Below are 19,997 nucleotides of genomic sequence, written 5' to 3'. Positions count from 1 at the left end.
CAGAATTTAATATTTAACACTATTCTCCAATTAATTTTGGGGCTTTAATATCGGCCCCAATTAATATAACCAAAGATGAGTAATAATTATTGATTAATAAAATAGCTCACCTTATGTGCTTCAGTCGGTAGAGGAACTTCCCATTTATTTAATAACCGCTGAATTGCTTTATTTGGCAGCGTAGTATCTCGTGCTGAATTACGGCGATATAACTCTTTTTCTGGTTGTTCAAGATAGACAATTTCCACATTCGCATGATAAGCATAAAGCAAATCGAGTGCTTTTTGACGCATCTCTTGCGATAAGTGGGTCGCATTCCAAATAAAAGGTTGTTTTGTTCTTAACCACTGTTTAACCTTTGCTAACACAAACTGAATAACCAGCCCTTCGTTTTCACCGTGCTTTAGTTTTAGCTCAGATCTAGCATCATCATAAGAAGCAACATCCCATGTTGGATAATGTTTACTCACCCAACTATTTTTACCCGATGCAGGTAAACCAGCTAGCATAATCACCATAGATCCTTCTTGAGGATATAATGCATAATCAGGTAATACATTACTGCCTCGAAAATATTGAATGCGAGTATAATCATCAACAAATTGGCGAGGGTGATATAAACATCCTTCTTCAAAGGCCAACTGTTTAAATAATTCAACTTCATCAAGCGATCTTTTTTTATCAGCACAAATACGACCTTCCATATCTGCTTTAGCTTGTAAACACAACATCCAAATAGGCAATTGCCACGATAAACGGTGAATTAAATATTCGGGTGATTTATTTCTTACGCTATCACTTAAAGCAAAAAAAGGCACTTGATGTACACTAATGATTCGGCAGATTTGTTCCCGCAAATCAAATGGCACCCCCATTCGCCATAATAATATACGACTACGGATCTCGCCTTTTTTGGAATGCCTTGGTTGTGTAATTTTACCTGTCAACTCATCTATGACGGTGGTTTCTGGCTTAGCGATATCATGTAATAAAGCAGTCATAAATAATACAAACTGCTCATCTTCTGTTGCGTTGGTAAACTCTTCTTGCGTTAATAATGCACGCACAACCATTTGCGTATGAACCCAAACGTTCCCCTCTCCATGATGCGAGGGATCTTGTGGCGTTATTATCAAACTATTCAATTCAGGAATACAGGTTAACCATGGGCTAAAATCATCTGTTGCCAACGTACTTGCTATTTGTTGTTTTAGTGCTTGGTAATTCATAATTTACCTCCGTTTAGGCATCCATTATTCCAATTCACTGTTAATTGAGGTGTATATAACTCAACATGTTGAGCCAATTGGTTTGGAATAAAAGGCTGTTCACTATGGTGTTGCCCTGCATCTAAAATCGCCTGAACAAAATCCTGCCTAACCCATTTTAATCGATCAATGGTTTGTTCTTCCGATTCGATTTTAAGATATAACCCTTCCATCAAGTCAGAGTTATCGCATTGTTGCCAAGCTTTGCTTAAGTCAAGCTTTTCACGCATCACCATTTGTTCAAAGCAAGTACGCCAATTGGCTGTTTTAGCTAAAGATGGCTTGACTAATGCCAATAAATCGCTCAATTTAGAAGGTGCAATCCCTGCAAATAGCACAGGTACCGATAAAATAGGACCACCAGCCAATAACTTATGTCGCTTTAAAGTCGATAAAAAACAGTTTTGTTGCCTATCCCAAATATCAAATTCACAAAAATAGTGCGGTAAAGCATCATAAAAGATAGCGTGCTTTTTATGTAACCATTCGCCATACAAAATATAACGATCTTCTAAACGCTCAAGTAACCAACGTTCATGTACCACTGCCCAGTGTTTTAGTAGGTTGAATTGTCGTTTTCTTGCACCACCCAATAAATAGTGCCCTCGTGATTGTAATAATAATTCACCATAAGCAGAAAAACTAATTGCACAATTTGCGCCATCCAGCTTTTCTTCAACAACAATATATTTACCTGCAAGTAGGCTATAAGGACGTTGCCCATGTTCACTATCACCAAACTGTAGGCGTGAGCTTTCTAGGTGCGGTGTTCGTGGATATTTAATTAATTCTAAATTTTGAATATAAGATTCCATTGTCATGATGTTTTCTCCAAAAAAATAAGGGAAAACCGACAAGGCAAAAATCTATAGATTGAATTGTGACGAAGGGGCTTAGATAATACTAAGCAAAAGACAATATGATAGAAGGTACCATGTCGGCATTAAGATAAAGTGTTAACTAAAGGCATTTTGCCACCTCATTAAAATTAAAGTTTAAGGTTAAAAAACGGCGCCATTATTAACGGCTGTTAATTATTTGTCAAGTTTAATTGTAATAATTAATTAAGAAATTAAACCAATAATCGATGGTAAATATTACTTTTGCACTAATCTCTATTACGATTTGAATTCCATTGATTCAAATGATTTTCTACTTAATGAAAAGATAATAATATTCAATAAAGCTGAATTCTTGGGAGTAACTTATGAAGGTAAAAATTGTACAATTTTCCATGACACAATTAGTCATTATTAACATTATAGTTCACCTTTATTATAATATAAAACGGTCAATAAACTGGTTAAACAGCAACAAGATAACAATATGTTAGATTGCTATAAATACCAAAGTTATCGCATTTACTATCCCAATCCTAATACCACTTCGTTGTAAGATAAACAGTATATTGATTTTGTCATATCAATTGATAGACCAATTGCGGAAAATCCTTATGATGTTATCAATAAGACCATACTACCACTACACTGAGCTAATGCTAAGGACGCCTGCTCAAGAAAAAATAATCAAGCTATTATTTACTTATTCACAATACGTCTACACAAGATAGGAAGTAAATGGTTACTTTCCGCTAATTTTCCATTATGTAAATGTAATTCCTAATATTCGATCACAAGGCATGATAACCGATGTTTATCTGCCATTAGCATAAAAAAATTGATTATCAATTTAAAAGAGTAGAAAATTGATTATTTAGGTGAATAATCTGTACCAAAATAATGTTCACTAATTTTCGACAACTTGCCATTATTGATAATTTGTTGTATCCCTTGGTTAATATCTTTAATTAACTGTTCACCTTTAGCATCTTTACTGATCAATAAATAACTGTATGGCGAACCAATACGATCAGTATCATCTTGGTTTAATTCTATTATTTTTAGATTAAGATTATATTCAGTAATCAATTGCGATAGCATCACTTTATCGATTAATTGAAAATCATATTGTCCAGTTTCAACATGCTGAAGTACAGGCAATAAATCAGCTTCACTATAAACAATTTTAACAGGATTATTTGGATGTTGTTCATTATATAACTCTAATGCGGTAGCATAATTCAGTCCCGGCGTCACTTCGGTTGATTTGCCATTAAGATCGGTAAACTGTTTAATATTGTTATTTTTTGTTGCAACTGCAATAGCATATTGATTTTTAAAAATAGGATCAGAATAGAAATACTTTTCTTTCCGTTTTTCATTCATGGCAAAATTATTAGCCCCTACCTGATAACGCTGCGAATCGAGCCCCGCTAAAACTGATGGAAATTCAGTAATTTCAAAGCTAATCTCATATTGAGGTAGATTTGCAAATATTGCTTTTACCACATCAATATCATACCCCATTAGCTCACCTTTCTTATCTACCGTGGTGAAAGGACTTGGGGCCCCAGATGTTGCAATAATAATTTTTTCTTTACCTTTTGCTTGCGTATCTTTATTTTGATTATCACAGCCAGTTAAAAATAAAGTTCCTACTAATAAAATATTTAACCACTTTTTGTAATTCATAACACTATTTTCTCCTTAAATTTGACTTAATCTTGCCAACGGATTGATTGAACTGTTTTTATCTACATTTTAAATAAAACCCATGTTTCTCATTTCAGTTAGATGATCGGATTGATAACGAACCATGCCCGTTTTCATTACTTCAAAGCCTAAATTTTTATAAAACTCGACGGTTTGTGGGTGGGTGTAAAGAATAATATTGCACTGTGTTACCTGCTCAACAAGCTTATCAACTATCAGCCTTCCATACTGTTGCCCATGTAGATGTTTTGCCAATGCAATGTTATATATAGCCGCCTGACAAACACCATCAGATAATGCACGCCCAACACCAACAATGCGTTCTTGGTCCAGTAAAAATACAACGGCATAGCTATTACGAAACACTAGTTCTTGCATTTTAGCATCCAATGAACTAAGTCCATAAAAAGCAAGTAAATCTGCGACGTCTTGCCAATTAATACCATCACAATTTTGTTGAATAATAATATTCATTCATACTCCATTTATTAAATTTCATAATCAACTGCCGAATAATATCTGGCTAAAAAATCTTTAGTTCTTTGCTGAGTTGGATTTGAAAACACTTGCTGCGGTGAATCATCTTCAATGATTTTTCCTTTATCTAAAAATAGCACCCGAGTTGCAATGTCATGAACAAAACTCATTTCATGAGAAACTAAAATCATAGTGATACCTAACTTAGCTGCTATTTTTATTGTTGCTAACACTTCTCCCACTAGCTCAGGATCAAGTGCCGAGGTTGGTTCATCAAGCAACAAAACTTTCGGCTCCATAGCTAATGCTCTAGCAATTGCGACCCGTTGCTGTTGTCCTCCTGATAACTGTTTTGGATAATGATAAATTCGCTCAGCAAGACCGACCTGAACTAGTTTTTCATATGCTATCTGTTTTGCCTTATCCTTTGAGTATTTTTTTACAATCATTAGTCCTTCCATGACATTTTCTAAAGCATTTTTTTGTTGAAATAAATTGAATTGTTGAAACACCATTGCTGTTTGCTGGCGAAACGCTACTACTTTATGCCGTTTTCTACAGCTGACATCAAATTCAAAATTATCAATACGGATCTTTCCTTGCTGTGGTTTTTCTAATAAATTTAGACAACGTAAAAGTGTCGATTTACCCGCTCCCGATGCTCCAATAATCGCAACAATTTCATGGGGGCGAATGTGAAAGTTAAGTTGATTCAATATAAGATTATGATGAAAAGATAATGTTAAATTTTGAACATTAATCATAATAATTTTCCTCGGCGATAACTTGGAGTGTCAACACTTTCAGAAATGGTTAAACGCTTTTCTAAATGTTTTATGATTAGCTCAATAATGATGGTTAATGCCCAATAAATTAAAGCCAATGAGATATAAACTTCAAAATAGCGGTAACTATGCCCTGCTAAAGTTTTCCCTCTACCAGTCATTTCAGTCACCGAACAAACAAATGCTAATGATGTGCCTTTTAGTAAACCAATCAGCGCATTCGCTAAATTAGGTAATGCCACAATAAAGGCTTCAGGGATCACAATCCTTCGTAACAATTGGCTATAGGTCATGCCCAATGATTGCGCAGCTTCAATCTGACCTTTATTCACAGACTGTAATGCTGCGCGGATTGTTTCTGAATTATAAGCTGCCTCGTTTAACGAAAAGGCAATTAACACAAAAAACATTGGGGATATACCATTAATATTATAGTGAGTATCATAAAAATAATTGATATAACGCAATAAGATAGGAATACCATAAAAGCTTAAATAGAGCTGTACTAATAATGGCGTTCCTCTTATAAAAGAGACAAATACCGCTGCTATTTGTGATAATATCGGTATTTTATTCATTTTGATGATAGCAATAATCAGGCCGAGTATTACCCCAAGTAACATTGAGAAAAAAGTAATAAAAAGTGTTACAGGCAAATAAGCAAGTAACATTGGGATTTGAGTAAAGATTAATCCAATATCTAATATATTTGGCATTATAATTATCCCATTAATTAAATTAGTGACTTGAACTAAACTGTTTATCTCGGTTATGTGGTGTATGCCAATTACTCACATCTGGGCCTAAAGGTAAAATATCATAAGGATTATGCGCATTATCACCCAAAAAATAGCCTTTCTTTATTGCTTCAAAATCAGTAGTTTCACCAAAAGCAGGGATTTGATAAAGGTCTCGAGCATAAGCCCACAAGTTAGGGTAGTCGATAATTCGATTACGATTGGTTTTAAAAGCACAATAGTAGGCAACATCAAATCGAACTAATGTCACATAGAGGCGAATATCAGAATCAGTTATCTTATCACCAAATAAGTAACGTGACTGACTCAAACGCTGTTCTAACTTATCCAATTGATTAAAAACAAGGTTGTATGCATCTTCATAAGCTTTTTGCGAACGTGCAAAACCTGCTTTATACACACCATTATTTACTTCATGGAATATCACATGATTTAGTTCATCAATATCCGCTCGTAATTTTTCTGGATAAAGGTCAGGTGCACCCTTTTTATGGAAAGGTTTAAATGCGGTTTCCCAATAATAGGTCAGTTTAAAATAATCATTATTAACGACTTTGCCTGTTTTTACATCGACAACCGTTGGCACTGTCGCCCTGCCGTCATACTCACGATCAGTTAAAGCGTAGATTTCAGGTAGATAACGAATACCTAGTACAGGATCAACACCGCCCGCATCAAGCGAAAATTCCCAACCATAGGGGGTTCTAATCGGACTTACTTTTCCAACACTAATTACATCTTCTAATCCCAATAATTTAATAGCAATCATTGAGCGATGCGCCCAAGGGCAAATAGCCGCCCAAATTAAGCGATAACGGCCTGCTTCAACCGGTAGTTGTCCAGGTTCATCGCCAAATGGTGTAATAAAACGATTTGTCTGGCGAACAAATGCTCCATTTTTGTCAATCTCATTATTTTCAGTAGTAACGATCTTTCCTATAACTAAAGACATATGCTTACCCCTTATTATTTGGTACTGCAAAATTTAACTATCTGATAATTTAGTTCAATCTAGCATCAAACATTTTGCAGATAAAATAACTAATAAGCATATTTATATAATTATCAATTATATAGAAAATAAATCACTATATAAAAAAGACCTTAGCCAATATATTACTTTCCTAAACGTTTATATAGCCTTTCTGGTCGTCCAATTTTTCCATGATTAAGTTCGACTGTTAATAATTTGATTTGTACACAATATTCTAAATATCGCCTAGCGGTCGTTTTGCTAATATTGGCTTTTTCGACTATTTCGTCAACAGTGAGTGCTTTATCGGTTTGCATAAATAAGTCTTTGACTTTTTGTAGCGTGATTTCTTCAATTCCTTTTGAGTGGCGATTCATATCAACAAAATCTTTAGTTTGCAAATTGAAAAGTTCGTCTATTTTTCGTTGATTGACATGTTTTTGTAAACTTTGTCGATATAGAAAGAGTTCAAAACGCTCAAGTGAATGTTTTAATCGTTGATAAGAGACGGGTTTAATCAAATAATCAAACGCACCATAACGAATCGCTTTACTACAAGTATCCATATCACTTGCGGCTGTAATAAAAATAACATAGCAATCTAGATGATTATTTATGATGTATTCAAATAATTCTATTCCTTTGCCGTCAGGTAAATAATTATCGAGTAATATTAAGGTCGGTTTTAGTTTTTCTACCATTATTTTAGCTTCTTCTAGTGTTGAAGCTATTCCAATGACTTTAACTTTGGTATCTTTTTGAATAAACTCTGCATTTAATTCGGCTAAAATTGGTTCGTCTTCGACTATAAGCACTTTAATGGTGTTTTCTTGAAATTCGTTCATACAATTACCTTCCTATTATTTGGGAATAAATACAGAAAAAATTGTTCCATACGGAGTATTATCTTCAAATGTAATATAACCATTGGCTTTTTTTATGTAGGTTGAAACAAGATGTAAGCCAATACCGTGCTCTTTACCTTCTTGAGAGGTAACTCCAGGTTCAAAGATAGAGCTACGAATACCTTGATCGATCCCACAACCTTGGTCGCTAATTTCAAGGACTATTTCGTTTGTTGCATCACTAAGATATAAGTAAATTGTTTTATCACCATGTTCATTTTTTAAGCTAGCGTTGAAAGCATTATCAAGTAAATTACCTAAAATTGACATAAATTCTGTTTCGGTGATAAGTGAAGGTAATACATTTAATTGGCATGCTGGATCAAATACTAGATTTAAGCCAATTTCGTGTGCTTTTGAATATTTGCCAATTAATAAACCACATATAGCTGGCATATTAAAATGTTTGGTGATAAAGTCTAAATTAGTTTGGTTATCGGCAGAATGCAATGCAATAAATGATTGCGCTTCGTCATACCGTTTCATATATATTAAACCAGATAACGTTGCTAACCAGTTAAGATGTTCATGCCTTAATGTGCGTAAATTATCAACATATTTAGTTACTTGCGTTAATTGCATGCTTAATACATTAATATCATCAAAATTACGAAAAGTAATTACCCAGCCTTGAATTTTATCATCAATAACCACTCGAACTCGGCTGGCAATAACAATCATGTTATTGAAATAGCATATATGATCGTGTATGTCTTCAGTTTGATTTTCTTTTTTATAGATAAAGTCACTTGAGGTGATAAATTCGCTTAAATCATGTTTATGTAACTGGTCATCATTTATCTTAATATCTAACATTGTGCGAGCAGATTGATTAATATTGATTATTTTATAATTAAGATCGATTGCAATAACACCTTCAAAAATCGATTCCATGATCGACTTTTGGCTTTTTGCAAGTAGTGCAATTGCTTTAGGCTCTAGATTAAGCATCTGATTTTTAATCGCTTTTGAAAAAAAGTATGAAAAAATAAATAATGCTAAAAACAATAAAGAACAAAAAACGATAAACGGTATAAATTGCTTTATACGCAATGCATAAATATCATCAATCAGATAACCAACTGAAACAATTCCTACAACTTTATCATGTTCAATAATTGGTGCTTTACCCCTTAGTGCTAACCCTAAAGATCCTTCGCTAATGGTGATACTACTATTGCCATTAAGAACCTCCTGATTATCATTGCCAATCATGGGCGAAAATAAAGATCTACCAGATGTATGAAATAGGCGATTTGCATTCTCATCACCAATAACAATATAGCTAGCATCACTTTGTTCAAATATTTCTTTAATTAAAATGGCTATTTTATTAATGTCTTTGTCTTCGACATACTGAATTAAATTTGGTAAAACAGATAACTCTTTTGCTTGAATTTGAGCCTTTTCGCCTAGGCTTCTGTATAAATTACTTTCTGTTGTATTCCAAATGTAGCTTTGTAATAGCGCAAGAACAGTCAACGAAAAGAGCAAAAGCGATAAAAAAAGTTTTGTGGTAAATGATAAGTGGATTTTCCTTCGCATTTTTGTATTTTGCTTTTCAAATTAAGTTCAAATAAGTCTATCACAGCATAAAAAACATATATCCTTTAAAACCATAAAAACCACAGTTAATTTATGATTTATATCACAAAAAAATCATTAATTTTTTGTAAATATACCCGCCAATAATTTCGAATAAATCAACTTATTTTGGAGAAAAAATTAATGGTGAATTTTAACTCATTTGAGAAAAACATTAATGGAAAAGAATCAACGGGTAATACTGTTACAGAAAATTTAACAGGTTGGCCATATAATTGGTGGCGACTAATGGATAATTATAAAATTGGTGTCATCCCACTTCCATTATTTATTATCGCAGGTATTTTTATTTTTGCTGAAGTGTTAGTAACAGGAGAATTACCTAGCGAAATCGTTGTAATGGTAGTTACTTGTGCTTTTTTTGGTTTTCTATGTGGTGAGGTAGGTAAACGTTTACCTATCGTTGGAAAAATGGGTGCTGCAGCAATTTGTGCGACCTTTATTCCTTCTGCATTAGTTTATTATGGTATTCTTCCTGAACCTGTCGTTGTTGCAACAAAAAAATTCTATAAAGATACACATATTCTTTATTTATATATCTGTTGTATCATCGTGGGTAGTATTATGAATATGAATAAGAAAACACTTATCCAAGGATTCTTAAAAATCTTCGGCCCAATGGTATGTGGCGAAATAGTTGGTATGCTTGTTGGTGTTGGCGTTGGTTATTTACTTGGTTTAACACCATTTGAAACATTTTTCTTCTTAGTATTACCTATTATGGCTGGTGGTGTTGGTGAAGGTGCAATTCCACTTTCAATCGGGTACGCTTCAATCTTAGGTATGGAACAAGGTGATGCGCTTGGTCGTGTTTTACCAATCGTAATGTTAGGTGGTTTAACTGGTATTATTTGTGGTGGTATTTTAAATCGTATTGGTAAAGCTTATCCGCACTTAACTGGTAACGGTCGACTATTACCAGCAGATGATGAAGTTGCTGATAAAAAAGCAGCTAAAACTGAATCGATTATTGATGTAACTACATTCGCTTCAGGTGTATTATTAGCAGCTATTCTTTATATGGTTGGTATGATTGGTCACAAAGAGACTGGTATTCCAGCGCCAGTAGGAATGCTATTTGCAGCAGTTTTTGTTAAATTAGTATCAGGTGTTTCACCTAAAGTATTAAGTGGTTCACAAGTTGTTTATAAATTTTTCCAAACTTCTGTTACTTACCCAATTTTATTTGCGGTGGGTGTTGCAATCACGCCTTGGGAAAAAATTGTAGATGCATTCACAATCACAAACCTAATTGTTATTGTTTGTACAGTTGTTAGTTTGGTTACTACTGGTTTCTTTGTTGCTAAAAAACTTGGTATGTATCCTGTTGATGCTGCTGTTATTTCTTGTTGTCAAAGTGGTCAAGGCGGAACTGGTGACGTGGCAATCTTAACTGCAGCAGAACGTATGGAACTTATGCCGTTTGCACAAATTGCAACTCGTATTGGTGGTGCAATCAATGTATCTGTATCATTACTTATTCTCGGCAATTTCTTAGTATAGATTTTACATATTAAATAACAACCTTGGTTTATACTAAGGTTGTTTATTTTTATTTAATATTAACAAAATAGCTTTTAAGGAGTTTTCATGAAGCTTGTCAGTTATCTTGTCTCTGGTAGAGCAAGTTTTGGTCTTCTTACTCACAACGGTATTGTTGATTTAAAGCAAAAATTAGGTGATAAATATGCCGATTTAAAATCACTACTTGCCGATAAAGAAGGACTATCTATTGCCAAAACCTACCTTAATGCCCGAAGTGACATTGATGAACAAGACATTACTTATTTACCCGTTATTCCAAATCCAAATAAAATCTTGTGTGTTGGTATGAATTACGCTGAAAAACGCGCTGAATTTAATGAAACTAGCTCCGCACCAACGCTTTTTGTTCGTTTCCCTGATTCTCAAACAGGTCATAAAACCAACATTATTAAACCAGCTATTACTAATGAGTTCGATTATGAAGGTGAATTAGCTATTATTATTGGTAAAGCAGGTTTTCGTATTAGCCAAGAAGATGCATTGTCTCATATAGCAGGTTATAGCTGTTATATGGATGGTTCAATTCGTGACTGGCAATACACTTGGTTTACTGCAGGTAAAAACTGGCCTAGCACTGGTGCTTTCGGTCCATGCATTACAACAAGCGATGAAATCTCTGATCCAAAAGTATTATCTTTAACTACTTATTTAAATGGTCAAGAAATGCAACATGATTCAGTCAACAATCTTGTGCATACTGTTCCTGAATTAATTTCTTATATTAGTACATTTACCCATTTATCACCGGGTGATGTTATTCTTACTGGATCACCTGGTGGAGTTGGTAAAAAACGTAATCCTCCAGTATTTATGAAAGATGGCGATAAAATTGAAGTCGAAATTACAGGAATTGGTCGACTAACTAATTATGTAGTAGCTGAATAGAGGTGAATTTATGTACGATTTAGTTGATTATACCGTTGTTGATATTTCTAAAGCAGAACAAGATTATCAAGAAATTAAACAGTTGTTATCTCGCTCTGAACTTGATCTTGATTCACAAGTTACTATTTTTATGGTAGCGAAAGTTAGTGAACAAATTATTGCTTGTGCAGGTATTGATCGCAATATTATTAAATGTGTTGCTATCGATCCTAATTATCGCGGTAATCAGCTAAATCTGACATTGATGGATCATGCAATAAAATATGCCAATGAAAACGGCTATTTTCATCTTTTTCTATATACAAAACCCGAAAATATAGATTTTTTTAAGGGATGTGGGTTCTATCCTATTGTTGAAATAACAGATCTTGTTGTCCTAATGGAAAACAATCCAGTTGGAATAAGACAATATTGTAAACAACTAAGTCTGCAACAAAAAGAAGGGAGTAAAATCGGTAGCATTGTTATGAATGCTAATCCTTTCACTAAAGGCCATCAATATCTTATTCAATATGCTGCAAGTCAATGCGATTGGTTGCATGTTTTTGTCGTCAATGAAAATGCTTCGTTATTTTCATTTGATACGCGCTTAAAGTTAGTTAAAGATGGCACAAGACAAATAAAAAATGTTACAGTGCATGCAAGCTCGCCTTATATCATTTCAAGAGCTACGTTTCCTACTTATTTTTTAAAAGATAAGACAAAAATAGATCAAGCTTATATGGGGATTGATCTTCTTATATTCCGAAATTATATTGCGCCAGCGCTTAACATTACCTATCGATTTGTTGGGACTGAACCTTATGATGAAGTGACTAAAGCTTATAATGAAGCAATGCGCTATTGGCTTGAAGATAAAAAAGTCACTGCTCAATCAGTGATAAATGTGGTTGAAGTTCCACGAATAACCGAAGACGATACTATTGTATCGGCCTCATTAGTGAGGAAATTATTAGCATCTAAGCAATATGAGCAGGTAAAAAAACTAGTTCCACCAACAACGTGGAATTACCTTTCAGCTAATTTGGATCAATTTAAAATTTAATACATTTTAAAAGGTAACAAAATGAAAATACAAAAAGAAGCCATGGCAGGGACTCTCGAATCAAGTGATTTGTTAGTCAAAGTTATACCTAATACCGGGATTGAAATTGTTATTAATAGTGATGTTAATAAGCAATTTGGCGATCAAATTCGCGCTGTGGTTGAGCAAACATTACAAGACTTAAATGTAACCGATGGCCTAATTATTATTGATGACAAAGGCGCACTTGATTGCGCTATTAAAGCAAGAATTCAATGTGCTGTATTACGTGGCGCAGAAGAAGAAAACTTAGATTGGAGTAAACTACTATGAAAAAATTACGTCGAAGTATGCTATTTCTTCCTGGCGCAAATGCAGCAATGTTATCAACCTCTTTTGTTTATAAACCCGATTCAATTATGTTTGACCTTGAAGATGCGGTTTCAATCAAAGAAAAAGATTCAGCTCGTTTATTAGTTGCACAAACTTTACTTCTTCCTGTTTATAAAGAACATGGAATTGAAACAGTAGTACGAATCAATGCGCTTGATACTCCATTTGGTTTAAAAGACCTTGAAGCAGTAGTAAGAGCTGGTGTTGATGTTGTGCGTTTACCAATGACCAACAGCGCTGAAGATATCCATGAGCTAGAAGCGCATGTAGAACGAATTGAAAAAGAGTGTGGACGCGAAGTAGGCAGCACTAAATTAATGGCTGCAATTGAATCTGCTCAAGGTGTGGTTAATGCGGTTTCGATCGCTCAATCTTCACCTCGTTTAATTGGTATTGCACTGGCGGCATTTGACTATCTTGTTGATATGCAAACTGAACGTGGCGATGGTACTGAGTTATTTTATGCTCGTTGTGCCGTTTTACATGCTGCGCGTGTAGCTGGCATTGATGCCTTTGATGTGGTGTATTCAAATGTTAATGATGATGAAGGCTTTTTAAAAGAAGTCAGCCTAATTAAAAAACTCGGATATAACGGTAAATCACTTATCAATCCAAGACAAATTGAACTGTTACATAATGCTTATGCGCCAACTGCTGCTGAAGTTGAAAATGCCCAAAAAGTAGTTGAAGCTGCTGAAGAAGGTGAAAGAAAAGGTCTTGGTGTAATTTCTCTAAATGGCAAAATGATTGATGCTCCGATTATCGCTCGTGCCAGAAAGGTGATTGAGTTAGCAAAATATTCCGGTGTACGTAAAGAAATTTGATAGGATTGAAAAATGACTACTTCTATAAACAAAAAAATTGATGATTTGCTTAAACAGCACCCTGATCTCAAGAATATTAAGCCTTTTGTTGATGCTAACGCAACAACTCCATATTTAAAAGATGAGTCTAAATACACGCGTAAATTGTGTGATTCTATTGAGCAAGCAATTAAAAAATGTGAATTGCGTGATGGTATGACTATCTCTTTTCACCATGCATTTCGTGAAGGCGATAAGGTTATCAACAAAGTGGTTGAGACGATTAGCAAATTAGGAATTAAAAACCTAACATTAGCGTCAAGTTCTTTATTAAGTTGTAATGCAGCACTTATCCCTCATATCGAATCAGGTGTGATTACCAAGATCTATACATCAGGTTTGCGTGGTAAATTAGCTGATGCCATTTCACACGGTTTAATGGAAAACCCTGTTCATATTCATTCTCACGGCGGGCGTGTAAAATTAATCCAAAGTGGTGAAATTGATATTGATATCGCATTCCTAGCGGTTTCAACAGCTGACGAACAAGGTAATGCTAACGGTGTATCAGGTAAATCACAATGTGGTGCTCTTGGTTATGCCATGGTTGACGCTCAGTTTGCTAAAAAAGTGGTATTACTGACTGAAGATATCGTTGGTTACCCTAATCACCCAGCAAGTATTCGTCAAGATCAAGTTGATTATATTGTTAAAGTTGATGAAGTGGGTGATCCAACTAAAATTAGTGTGGGCGCAGCGCGTATAACTAGCAATCCACGCGAACTGATGATCGCTCGTTATGCAGCTGATGTTATTGAACACTCTGGTTATTTTAAAGATGGTTTTTCAATCCAAACTGGTTCTGGTGCATCGTCAACTGCAGCAACTCGTTTCCTTGAAAATCGCATGCGTGCGAAAAATATCACTGCATCATTTGCTTTAGGTGGTATTACAGCAAGTATTGTTGATCTTCACGAAAAAGGATTAGTTAAACGTTTATTAGATACTCAAAGTTTTGACGGCACTGCGGGGCAATCTTTAGGTAAAAATAAAGATCATATCGAAGTTTCAACGAATGTCTATGCAAACCCAGCATCAAAAGGTGCAAGTGTTGATGAACTTGATATTGTTATTTTAAGTGCTTTAGAAATTGATCTTGATTACAATGTGAATGTATTAACTGGTTCTGACGGTGTTATGCGTGGCGCATCAGGTGGTCACTGTGATACCGCTGCTGGTGCAAATTTAACTATTATTGTTGCGCCACTTATTCGTAGCCGAATCCCTACTGTAATTAAGAAAGTGACAACAGTTGTAACGCCGGGTGAAAGTGTCGACGTTCTTGTTACTGACCATGGTATAGCGGTTAACCCTGCTCGCCCTGAAATTGCAGAACGATTAAAAGCGGCTAATTTGCCAGTCATGAGTATTGAAGAGCTATATCAACGTGCTGTTTCCTTAACGGGTGAACCAAAACCAATTGAATTTAATGATAAAATCATTGGTATTGTCCATTTCCGTGATGGTTCAGTCATTGATGTGGTTCGTCAAGTTAAGGACTAATTAACCACAAGGTAGCATGGCATTAGTCGATGTCATGCTACTTATTTTTCATTATGAATGATCTATTAATTAAATTTGATGATGGCACCCCTATCACACTTGAACAGATGCTCTTGGCTAAAGAAAAACGTGTACAAAGCCAACAAGAAGCAATAAAACGTTATCATTATCCGCTTATTTCATTAAGCTTAGTTATTCCCGGCCCAATAAAAAATAGTAGTGGCGCCAGTCGATTATTTAAAGAGGCCATTGCCACTATACACAACAGCTTATCAAAAAACAGCATTCCATTAATACATGAAATCCAATTTCATCACATTACTGGCTATGAAGCCATTATTATCGCAAAATGCGCTGCCGATGTACTAAAGCAGTACTGTATTAATATCGAAGATAATCATCCTTTAGGTCGCCTGTGGGATATTGATGTCATAGACCCAATAACCCAACAAAGTATTTCTCGCGCTAAATTTGATCACCACTCAAGACAATGTTTAGTCTGCCAAGAAATGGCTAAAGTATGTAGTCGAAGCAGAAAACACACTATTGATGAGGTCTTTTCTGCCATTGAAAAAATAACAAACGACTATTTTAGCAAGCCAATGTATTAGACGTAGAAATTAATTACGTTGTTTACAGTAATTTGAGAAACTACTGTAATAAATGTACATAAAAAAAACAACATCCCCAGTATCACAGACAAGCAATATGGTGCTGATATCATAAAAAAAATAACTGCTACTGATTTGCTAAACGCTATAAAAAATCTATCTTAGAAAAATACGACATATCGAGGCCAAGCGTCTATCTAGAACATGCTATTTATAACTCTCAAAAGCTCACATGACATTAAATAACATTACTGCGATTAACATAAAAAACTAAAATAAACGACGTAATTTTTTAGGTAAGCTGTGCTCACAATTGAGTAATTACTCAATTGTGAGCTTTTTAGATTATATTTTTGTAAAAAATATTCAGGAGTCTATACCGTTTGGAAATTAAAAAAATCAAAAGAGTAATATGTATTTCAAATTAAAATATGGCATAACTAGCAAATATTTAGCGGTTTAAATTATAAAAAACAAAACTTTATAGATTTATTAACTTTCATAATACCGTTAAACCGTCCAAAACGATTTTTGGGAAAACACCTTATGCGTTTAGAGGATTATTTTAATCATGAAGTGCAAACAACCCGACGTTTTTCTACATCTCAAAGAATATAAAAACAATAGGATTAACGAAATAAACCTATTTCATTAATCCAAATAGCTAACTGTAGATAAAACTTAAAAATTAAACTTTTGCTAATGCTTGTTTTAAATCAGCAAGTAAATCGGCAATATCTTCCAACCCAACAGAAATACGCAATAACTGATCGGAAATACCCGCTGTTTTTCGAGCCTCAGCACTAATGCCTGAGTGAGTCATCGTTGCAGGATGGCATACAAGACTTTCAACACCACCAAGTGATTGAGCTAAGGTGAAAATTTTAAGCGATTGTAAAAACGTTGGCATGGTATCAGCATCACCTACTAATTCAAAACTAAGTAATGAGCCAAAGCCTTTTTGCTGTTTTTGGGCTATATCATGCCCAAGGTTTGACGGTAAAGATGGGTGGTAAACTTTAGCTATTTTGGGGTGATTAGCTAAAAACTGAACAACTTTTTGTGCATTGTCCTGCTGTAATTTTACCCGCGCTGATAGCGTTCTTAATCCACGTAACAGAAGATAACTATCAAATGATGATGTCATCGTGCCAATATTATTAGCCCACCATAAAACATCCGTAGCTAGTTGCTGATCTTTAAAGACTAAAATTCCCGCTAATAAATCTGAATGTCCGTTTAAAAATTTAGTACAAGAATGACTGACAATATCAGCACCAAGCTCCAAAGGCTTTTGTAATATCGGCGTCATAAAGGTATTATCGACTAAAACTAATGATTCGACTTGATGGGCTTGCTCTGCAATTTCTTGAATATCAACAACCCGTAATAAAGGATTACTTGGTGTTTCAATTAATACTAATTTAGGGCGAAGACTAAGTGCTTCTTTTAATGCAATAGGATCGGATTGGTCAACAAATTTGGCTTTAAAATAACCACGTTGACTTAAACTATTAAAAATACGGTAACTACCACCATAGCAATCATGTGGTGCCACAACTAAATCATTAGGCGTTAGTAATGCAACACTGATTAAATGAATAGCAGACATACCACAATTAGTTAAAATGGCATCAATGCCACCTTCAAGTTTAGCAATTGTTTGCTCTACCAAGCGACGGCTAGGATTGGCTTTTCGAGCGTAGTCAAACTCTCTTGGTTTAGCAAATGCTTCATAGCGATAACAAGTAGATGGAGTAATAACGGGAACAACACTGCCATATTGATCATCAGTATTTAATCCACCGCGAACAGCAATAGTCCCTTGACTTAAGTTTTCAGTTTGAATAGTCATGATAATGCCCTCAAACAATATTTTATTTAATATAAGATTAGTCCTTTAAGCATAACACATAAAAAAAAGACGTCAACATGTCTAGACGTCTAACTGTCTTGATGTGTAGATTGCAGTAATCTGAAAAAAAAGATAAAATTACCCACATTATTTGTGATGTAATTTTGGTGAACAATGATGGAATGGAACGGCGAATACATAAGCCCTTATGCAGAGCATGGTAAAAAAAGTGAGCAGGTAAAAAAAATCACAGTGTCAATTCCACTTAAAGTATTAAAAATACTAACTGATGAGCGTACTCGTAGACAAGTGAATAATTTGCGTCACGCAACAAATAGTGAATTATTATGTGAAGCGTTTCTTCATGCTTACACAGGTCAACCTTTACCTGGTGATGAAGATTTGCGAAAAGACCGAGAAGATGGTATTCCGATGAAAACGCAAAAAATAATGCAAAACTTAGGTATCGATCCTAGCTTAATTGATGAGTAAAAGATTATCTTTCTAATATTAACTTTGTCTTAAAAAATAAAAAGGCGCATTAAGCGCCTGCCTTTTTATTATTGCTTATTGCAATATTATTTTTTACCGCCAACCATAGCAAAACGTTGTTTAAATTTATCTACACGTCCGCCAGTTGCAACATCACGTTGTTTACCTGTATAAAACGGATGGCATTCACCACATACGTCAAGATGAATATCATGACCAATAGTTGAATGAGTTTTAATTACGTTACCGCAAGAGCAAGTTGCATTAATTGCAGTATATTCTGGATGGATACCTTCTTTCATAATAAACCTCTAAAGTTTGTTCGTATCGCTATATAAATGGCTATAAAAGCAAAATCTATACACCATACGAGGGCTAAAAAACATGATAAGGCTGCAAATTATATGCCTTAAAGGTTAAATAATCAAGCTACAAAAGGATAATTAAACAGGTAACTGTCCTATTGTTACTTGTAACTCAACTTTTTCACCATTTCGCAATACAATAATGGGGACTGTTGTGCCAGGTTTCAACTCAGCAATTTCATCCATTGTTTCAACTATTGATTTAACGGGTTTGTTATTTACCATAATCAAGATATCATTTGTTTGTACGCCTGCTTGTAACGAAGGACCTTCAGTATTGGTGACTAAAATACCTAATACCACCGGTATATCACTTGGATTTTGAGTTGGCGCAAACTCTAAACCATCAATCCCAATATAACCACGAATAATTTTTCCATCCTGGATTAATTTATTCATAATTTTTACAGCTAAAGAAGTTGGAATCGCAAATCCAATACCTTCTGGAACATCGTTCCCTAAATTTTTTGCAAAGGTGAGAGTATTAATCCCCATTAATTCACCTTTGGTATTAACTAGTGCTCCGCCAGAATTACCATGATTTATTGATGCATCAGTTTGAATAAAATTTTGTCTTCGATAAGGACTTAACCCATCACGACCAGTGGCACTAATAATGCCTTGTGTAATGGTTTGACCTATATTGTAAGGATTACCTATTGCTAAAACCACATCACCAATCTTTGGTTCACGTTTCAGGTTTATGGATATAGTTGGAAGATTAGTTGCTTCAATTTTTAACACCGCAATATCCACTAGCTTATCAGAACCAACAGACAGCGCTTCGAAAATTCGTCCATCTTGTAATGCAACAATAATTTGTTCTGCACCATCTATAACATGGTAATTAGTCACAATATATCCCTGCTTACTCATAATTACCCCAGAACCAAGCGGAGTTATTGCACTATTTTGTGATCCTTGAGATAAAGAATTAATTGAGCGACTATAAATATTAACTACAGCAGGGGCTGCAATTTTAACAGCACTAGAATAACTTAATGGGTTATCACTAAAAATTGAGTTTGGAAAATTTGATTGAGTTCCTTTTTGTAAAGATGGGAAAATAATCAATAAAACAATAGCTAAAACAGCACCAATTAAGATTGGCCATAGAATTTTTTTGAGCATTAATTTT

General features: G+C 34.6%; 19 protein-coding genes and 1 pseudogene. 8 read left to right on the top strand and 12 right to left on the bottom strand.

The features are described 5' to 3' along the window. Nucleotides 1–86: 86 nt before the first annotated feature. The 9 genes from GA0061080_RS03825 to GA0061080_RS03785 all read right to left on the bottom strand — a co-directional run bounded on the left by GA0061080_RS03825 (nucleotide 87) and on the right by GA0061080_RS03785 (nucleotide 9,263). On the bottom strand, nucleotides 87–1,229 hold the full coding sequence (locus tag GA0061080_RS03825; protein ID WP_091121329.1) for an AAA family ATPase: 1,143 nt from the start codon (nucleotides 1,227–1,229) through the stop codon (nucleotides 87–89). Then, nucleotides 1,226–2,089, bottom strand: coding sequence for an RNA ligase family protein (locus GA0061080_RS03820; RefSeq protein ID WP_209435722.1), 864 nt, complete (start codon nucleotides 2,087–2,089; stop codon nucleotides 1,226–1,228). The genes GA0061080_RS03825 and GA0061080_RS03820 overlap by 4 nt, the downstream gene beginning before the upstream one ends. An 888-nt stretch (nucleotides 2,090–2,977) precedes the next feature. Then, entirely contained in the window at nucleotides 2,978–3,799 is an 822-nt protein-coding gene (locus GA0061080_RS03815) for a transporter substrate-binding domain-containing protein (RefSeq protein ID WP_091121325.1), read from the bottom strand. 69 nt (nucleotides 3,800–3,868) lie between these two features. Beyond that, nucleotides 3,869–4,294, bottom strand: a complete 426-nt coding sequence (locus GA0061080_RS03810) for a GNAT family N-acetyltransferase (protein ID WP_091121321.1) — start codon at nucleotides 4,292–4,294, stop codon at nucleotides 3,869–3,871. A 14-nt stretch (nucleotides 4,295–4,308) separates the two neighbouring features. After that, nucleotides 4,309–5,061 (bottom strand): amino acid ABC transporter ATP-binding protein, encoded by a 753-nt coding sequence (locus GA0061080_RS03805; protein ID WP_091121317.1) that lies wholly within the window; start codon nucleotides 5,059–5,061, stop codon nucleotides 4,309–4,311. After that, nucleotides 5,058–5,798, bottom strand: coding sequence for an amino acid ABC transporter permease (locus tag GA0061080_RS03800; protein WP_091121314.1), 741 nt, complete (start codon nucleotides 5,796–5,798; stop codon nucleotides 5,058–5,060). The genes GA0061080_RS03805 and GA0061080_RS03800 overlap by 4 nt, the downstream gene beginning before the upstream one ends. Nucleotides 5,799–5,820: 22 nt before the next feature. After that, nucleotides 5,821–6,792, bottom strand: coding sequence for a glutathione S-transferase family protein (locus GA0061080_RS03795; protein ID WP_091121311.1), 972 nt, complete (start codon nucleotides 6,790–6,792; stop codon nucleotides 5,821–5,823). 164 nt (nucleotides 6,793–6,956) lie between these two features. Continuing rightward, on the bottom strand, nucleotides 6,957–7,658 hold the full coding sequence (locus GA0061080_RS03790) for a response regulator (protein WP_091121307.1): 702 nt from the start codon (nucleotides 7,656–7,658) through the stop codon (nucleotides 6,957–6,959). A gap of 15 nt (nucleotides 7,659–7,673) precedes the next feature. Continuing rightward, the gene (locus GA0061080_RS03785; RefSeq protein WP_091121304.1) at nucleotides 7,674–9,263 is read right to left on the bottom strand and encodes an ATP-binding protein; all 1,590 of its coding nucleotides are present in this window, start codon (nucleotides 9,261–9,263) and stop codon (nucleotides 7,674–7,676) included. A gap of 276 nt (nucleotides 9,264–9,539) precedes the next feature. On the opposite strand from GA0061080_RS03785, the pseudogene GA0061080_RS03780 reads away from it, so the two are divergent. The 7 genes and pseudogenes from GA0061080_RS03780 to citX form a co-directional block, all read left to right on the top strand. Further along, nucleotides 9,540–10,826, top strand: a pseudogene (locus tag GA0061080_RS03780) (2-hydroxycarboxylate transporter family protein); the annotation flags it as partial. An 87-nt stretch (nucleotides 10,827–10,913) separates the two neighbouring features. Then, nucleotides 10,914–11,753: a fumarylacetoacetate hydrolase family protein gene (locus GA0061080_RS03775; protein WP_091121297.1), complete on the top strand. Its 840-nt coding sequence runs from the start codon at nucleotides 10,914–10,916 to the stop codon at nucleotides 11,751–11,753. 10 nt (nucleotides 11,754–11,763) lie between these two features. Further along, a complete protein-coding gene (gene citC / locus GA0061080_RS03770; RefSeq protein WP_091121294.1) occupies nucleotides 11,764–12,798 on the top strand; it encodes a [citrate (pro-3S)-lyase] ligase in 1,035 nt (344 codons plus the stop codon). Between the two features lie 21 nt (nucleotides 12,799–12,819). Next, nucleotides 12,820–13,110 carry a citrate lyase acyl carrier protein gene (citD, locus tag GA0061080_RS03765; RefSeq protein WP_065636786.1) on the top strand — a complete coding sequence of 97 codons (291 nt, stop codon included), beginning with the start codon at nucleotides 12,820–12,822 and terminating at the stop codon, nucleotides 13,108–13,110. After that, entirely contained in the window at nucleotides 13,107–13,994 is an 888-nt protein-coding gene (citE, locus tag GA0061080_RS03760; RefSeq protein WP_091121291.1) for a citrate (pro-3S)-lyase subunit beta, read from the top strand. Before citD ends, citE begins: the two co-directional genes overlap by 4 nt. A 12-nt stretch (nucleotides 13,995–14,006) precedes the next feature. Continuing rightward, nucleotides 14,007–15,536, top strand: a complete 1,530-nt coding sequence (citF, locus tag GA0061080_RS03755; RefSeq protein ID WP_091121288.1) for a citrate lyase subunit alpha — start codon at nucleotides 14,007–14,009, stop codon at nucleotides 15,534–15,536. Nucleotides 15,537–15,565: 29 nt separating this feature from the next. Next, nucleotides 15,566–16,147, top strand: a complete 582-nt coding sequence (gene citX / locus GA0061080_RS03750) for a citrate lyase holo-[acyl-carrier protein] synthase (protein ID WP_081300198.1) — start codon at nucleotides 15,566–15,568, stop codon at nucleotides 16,145–16,147. Between the two features lie 688 nt (nucleotides 16,148–16,835). Here citX and metB read toward each other — a convergent pair. Next, nucleotides 16,836–18,002 (bottom strand): cystathionine gamma-synthase, encoded by a 1,167-nt coding sequence (metB, locus tag GA0061080_RS03745; RefSeq protein WP_091121280.1) that lies wholly within the window; start codon nucleotides 18,000–18,002, stop codon nucleotides 16,836–16,838. A 174-nt stretch (nucleotides 18,003–18,176) separates the two neighbouring features. Between metB and metJ the strand changes: the two genes are divergently transcribed. Continuing rightward, the gene (metJ, locus tag GA0061080_RS03740) at nucleotides 18,177–18,494 is read left to right on the top strand and encodes a met regulon transcriptional regulator MetJ (RefSeq protein WP_091121276.1); all 318 of its coding nucleotides are present in this window, start codon (nucleotides 18,177–18,179) and stop codon (nucleotides 18,492–18,494) included. Between the two features lie 86 nt (nucleotides 18,495–18,580). On the opposite strand, the gene rpmE is transcribed toward metJ, so the two are convergent. Both rpmE and degS read right to left on the bottom strand, forming a co-directional pair. Further along, nucleotides 18,581–18,796 (bottom strand): 50S ribosomal protein L31, encoded by a 216-nt coding sequence (rpmE, locus tag GA0061080_RS03735; protein WP_065636780.1) that lies wholly within the window; start codon nucleotides 18,794–18,796, stop codon nucleotides 18,581–18,583. 141 nt (nucleotides 18,797–18,937) lie between these two features. Continuing rightward, nucleotides 18,938–19,990, bottom strand: a complete 1,053-nt coding sequence (gene degS / locus GA0061080_RS03730; protein WP_091121272.1) for an outer membrane-stress sensor serine endopeptidase DegS — start codon at nucleotides 19,988–19,990, stop codon at nucleotides 18,938–18,940. Nucleotides 19,991–19,997: the final 7 nt, after the last annotated feature.

It is taken from the genome of Gilliamella intestini, from assembly GCF_900094935.1.
Taxonomy (GTDB): domain Bacteria; phylum Pseudomonadota; class Gammaproteobacteria; order Enterobacterales; family Orbaceae; genus Gilliamella; species Gilliamella intestini.
The sequence above is the reverse complement of the archived record's forward strand: the minus strand, read 5'-3'. Positions and strand labels throughout refer to the sequence as shown.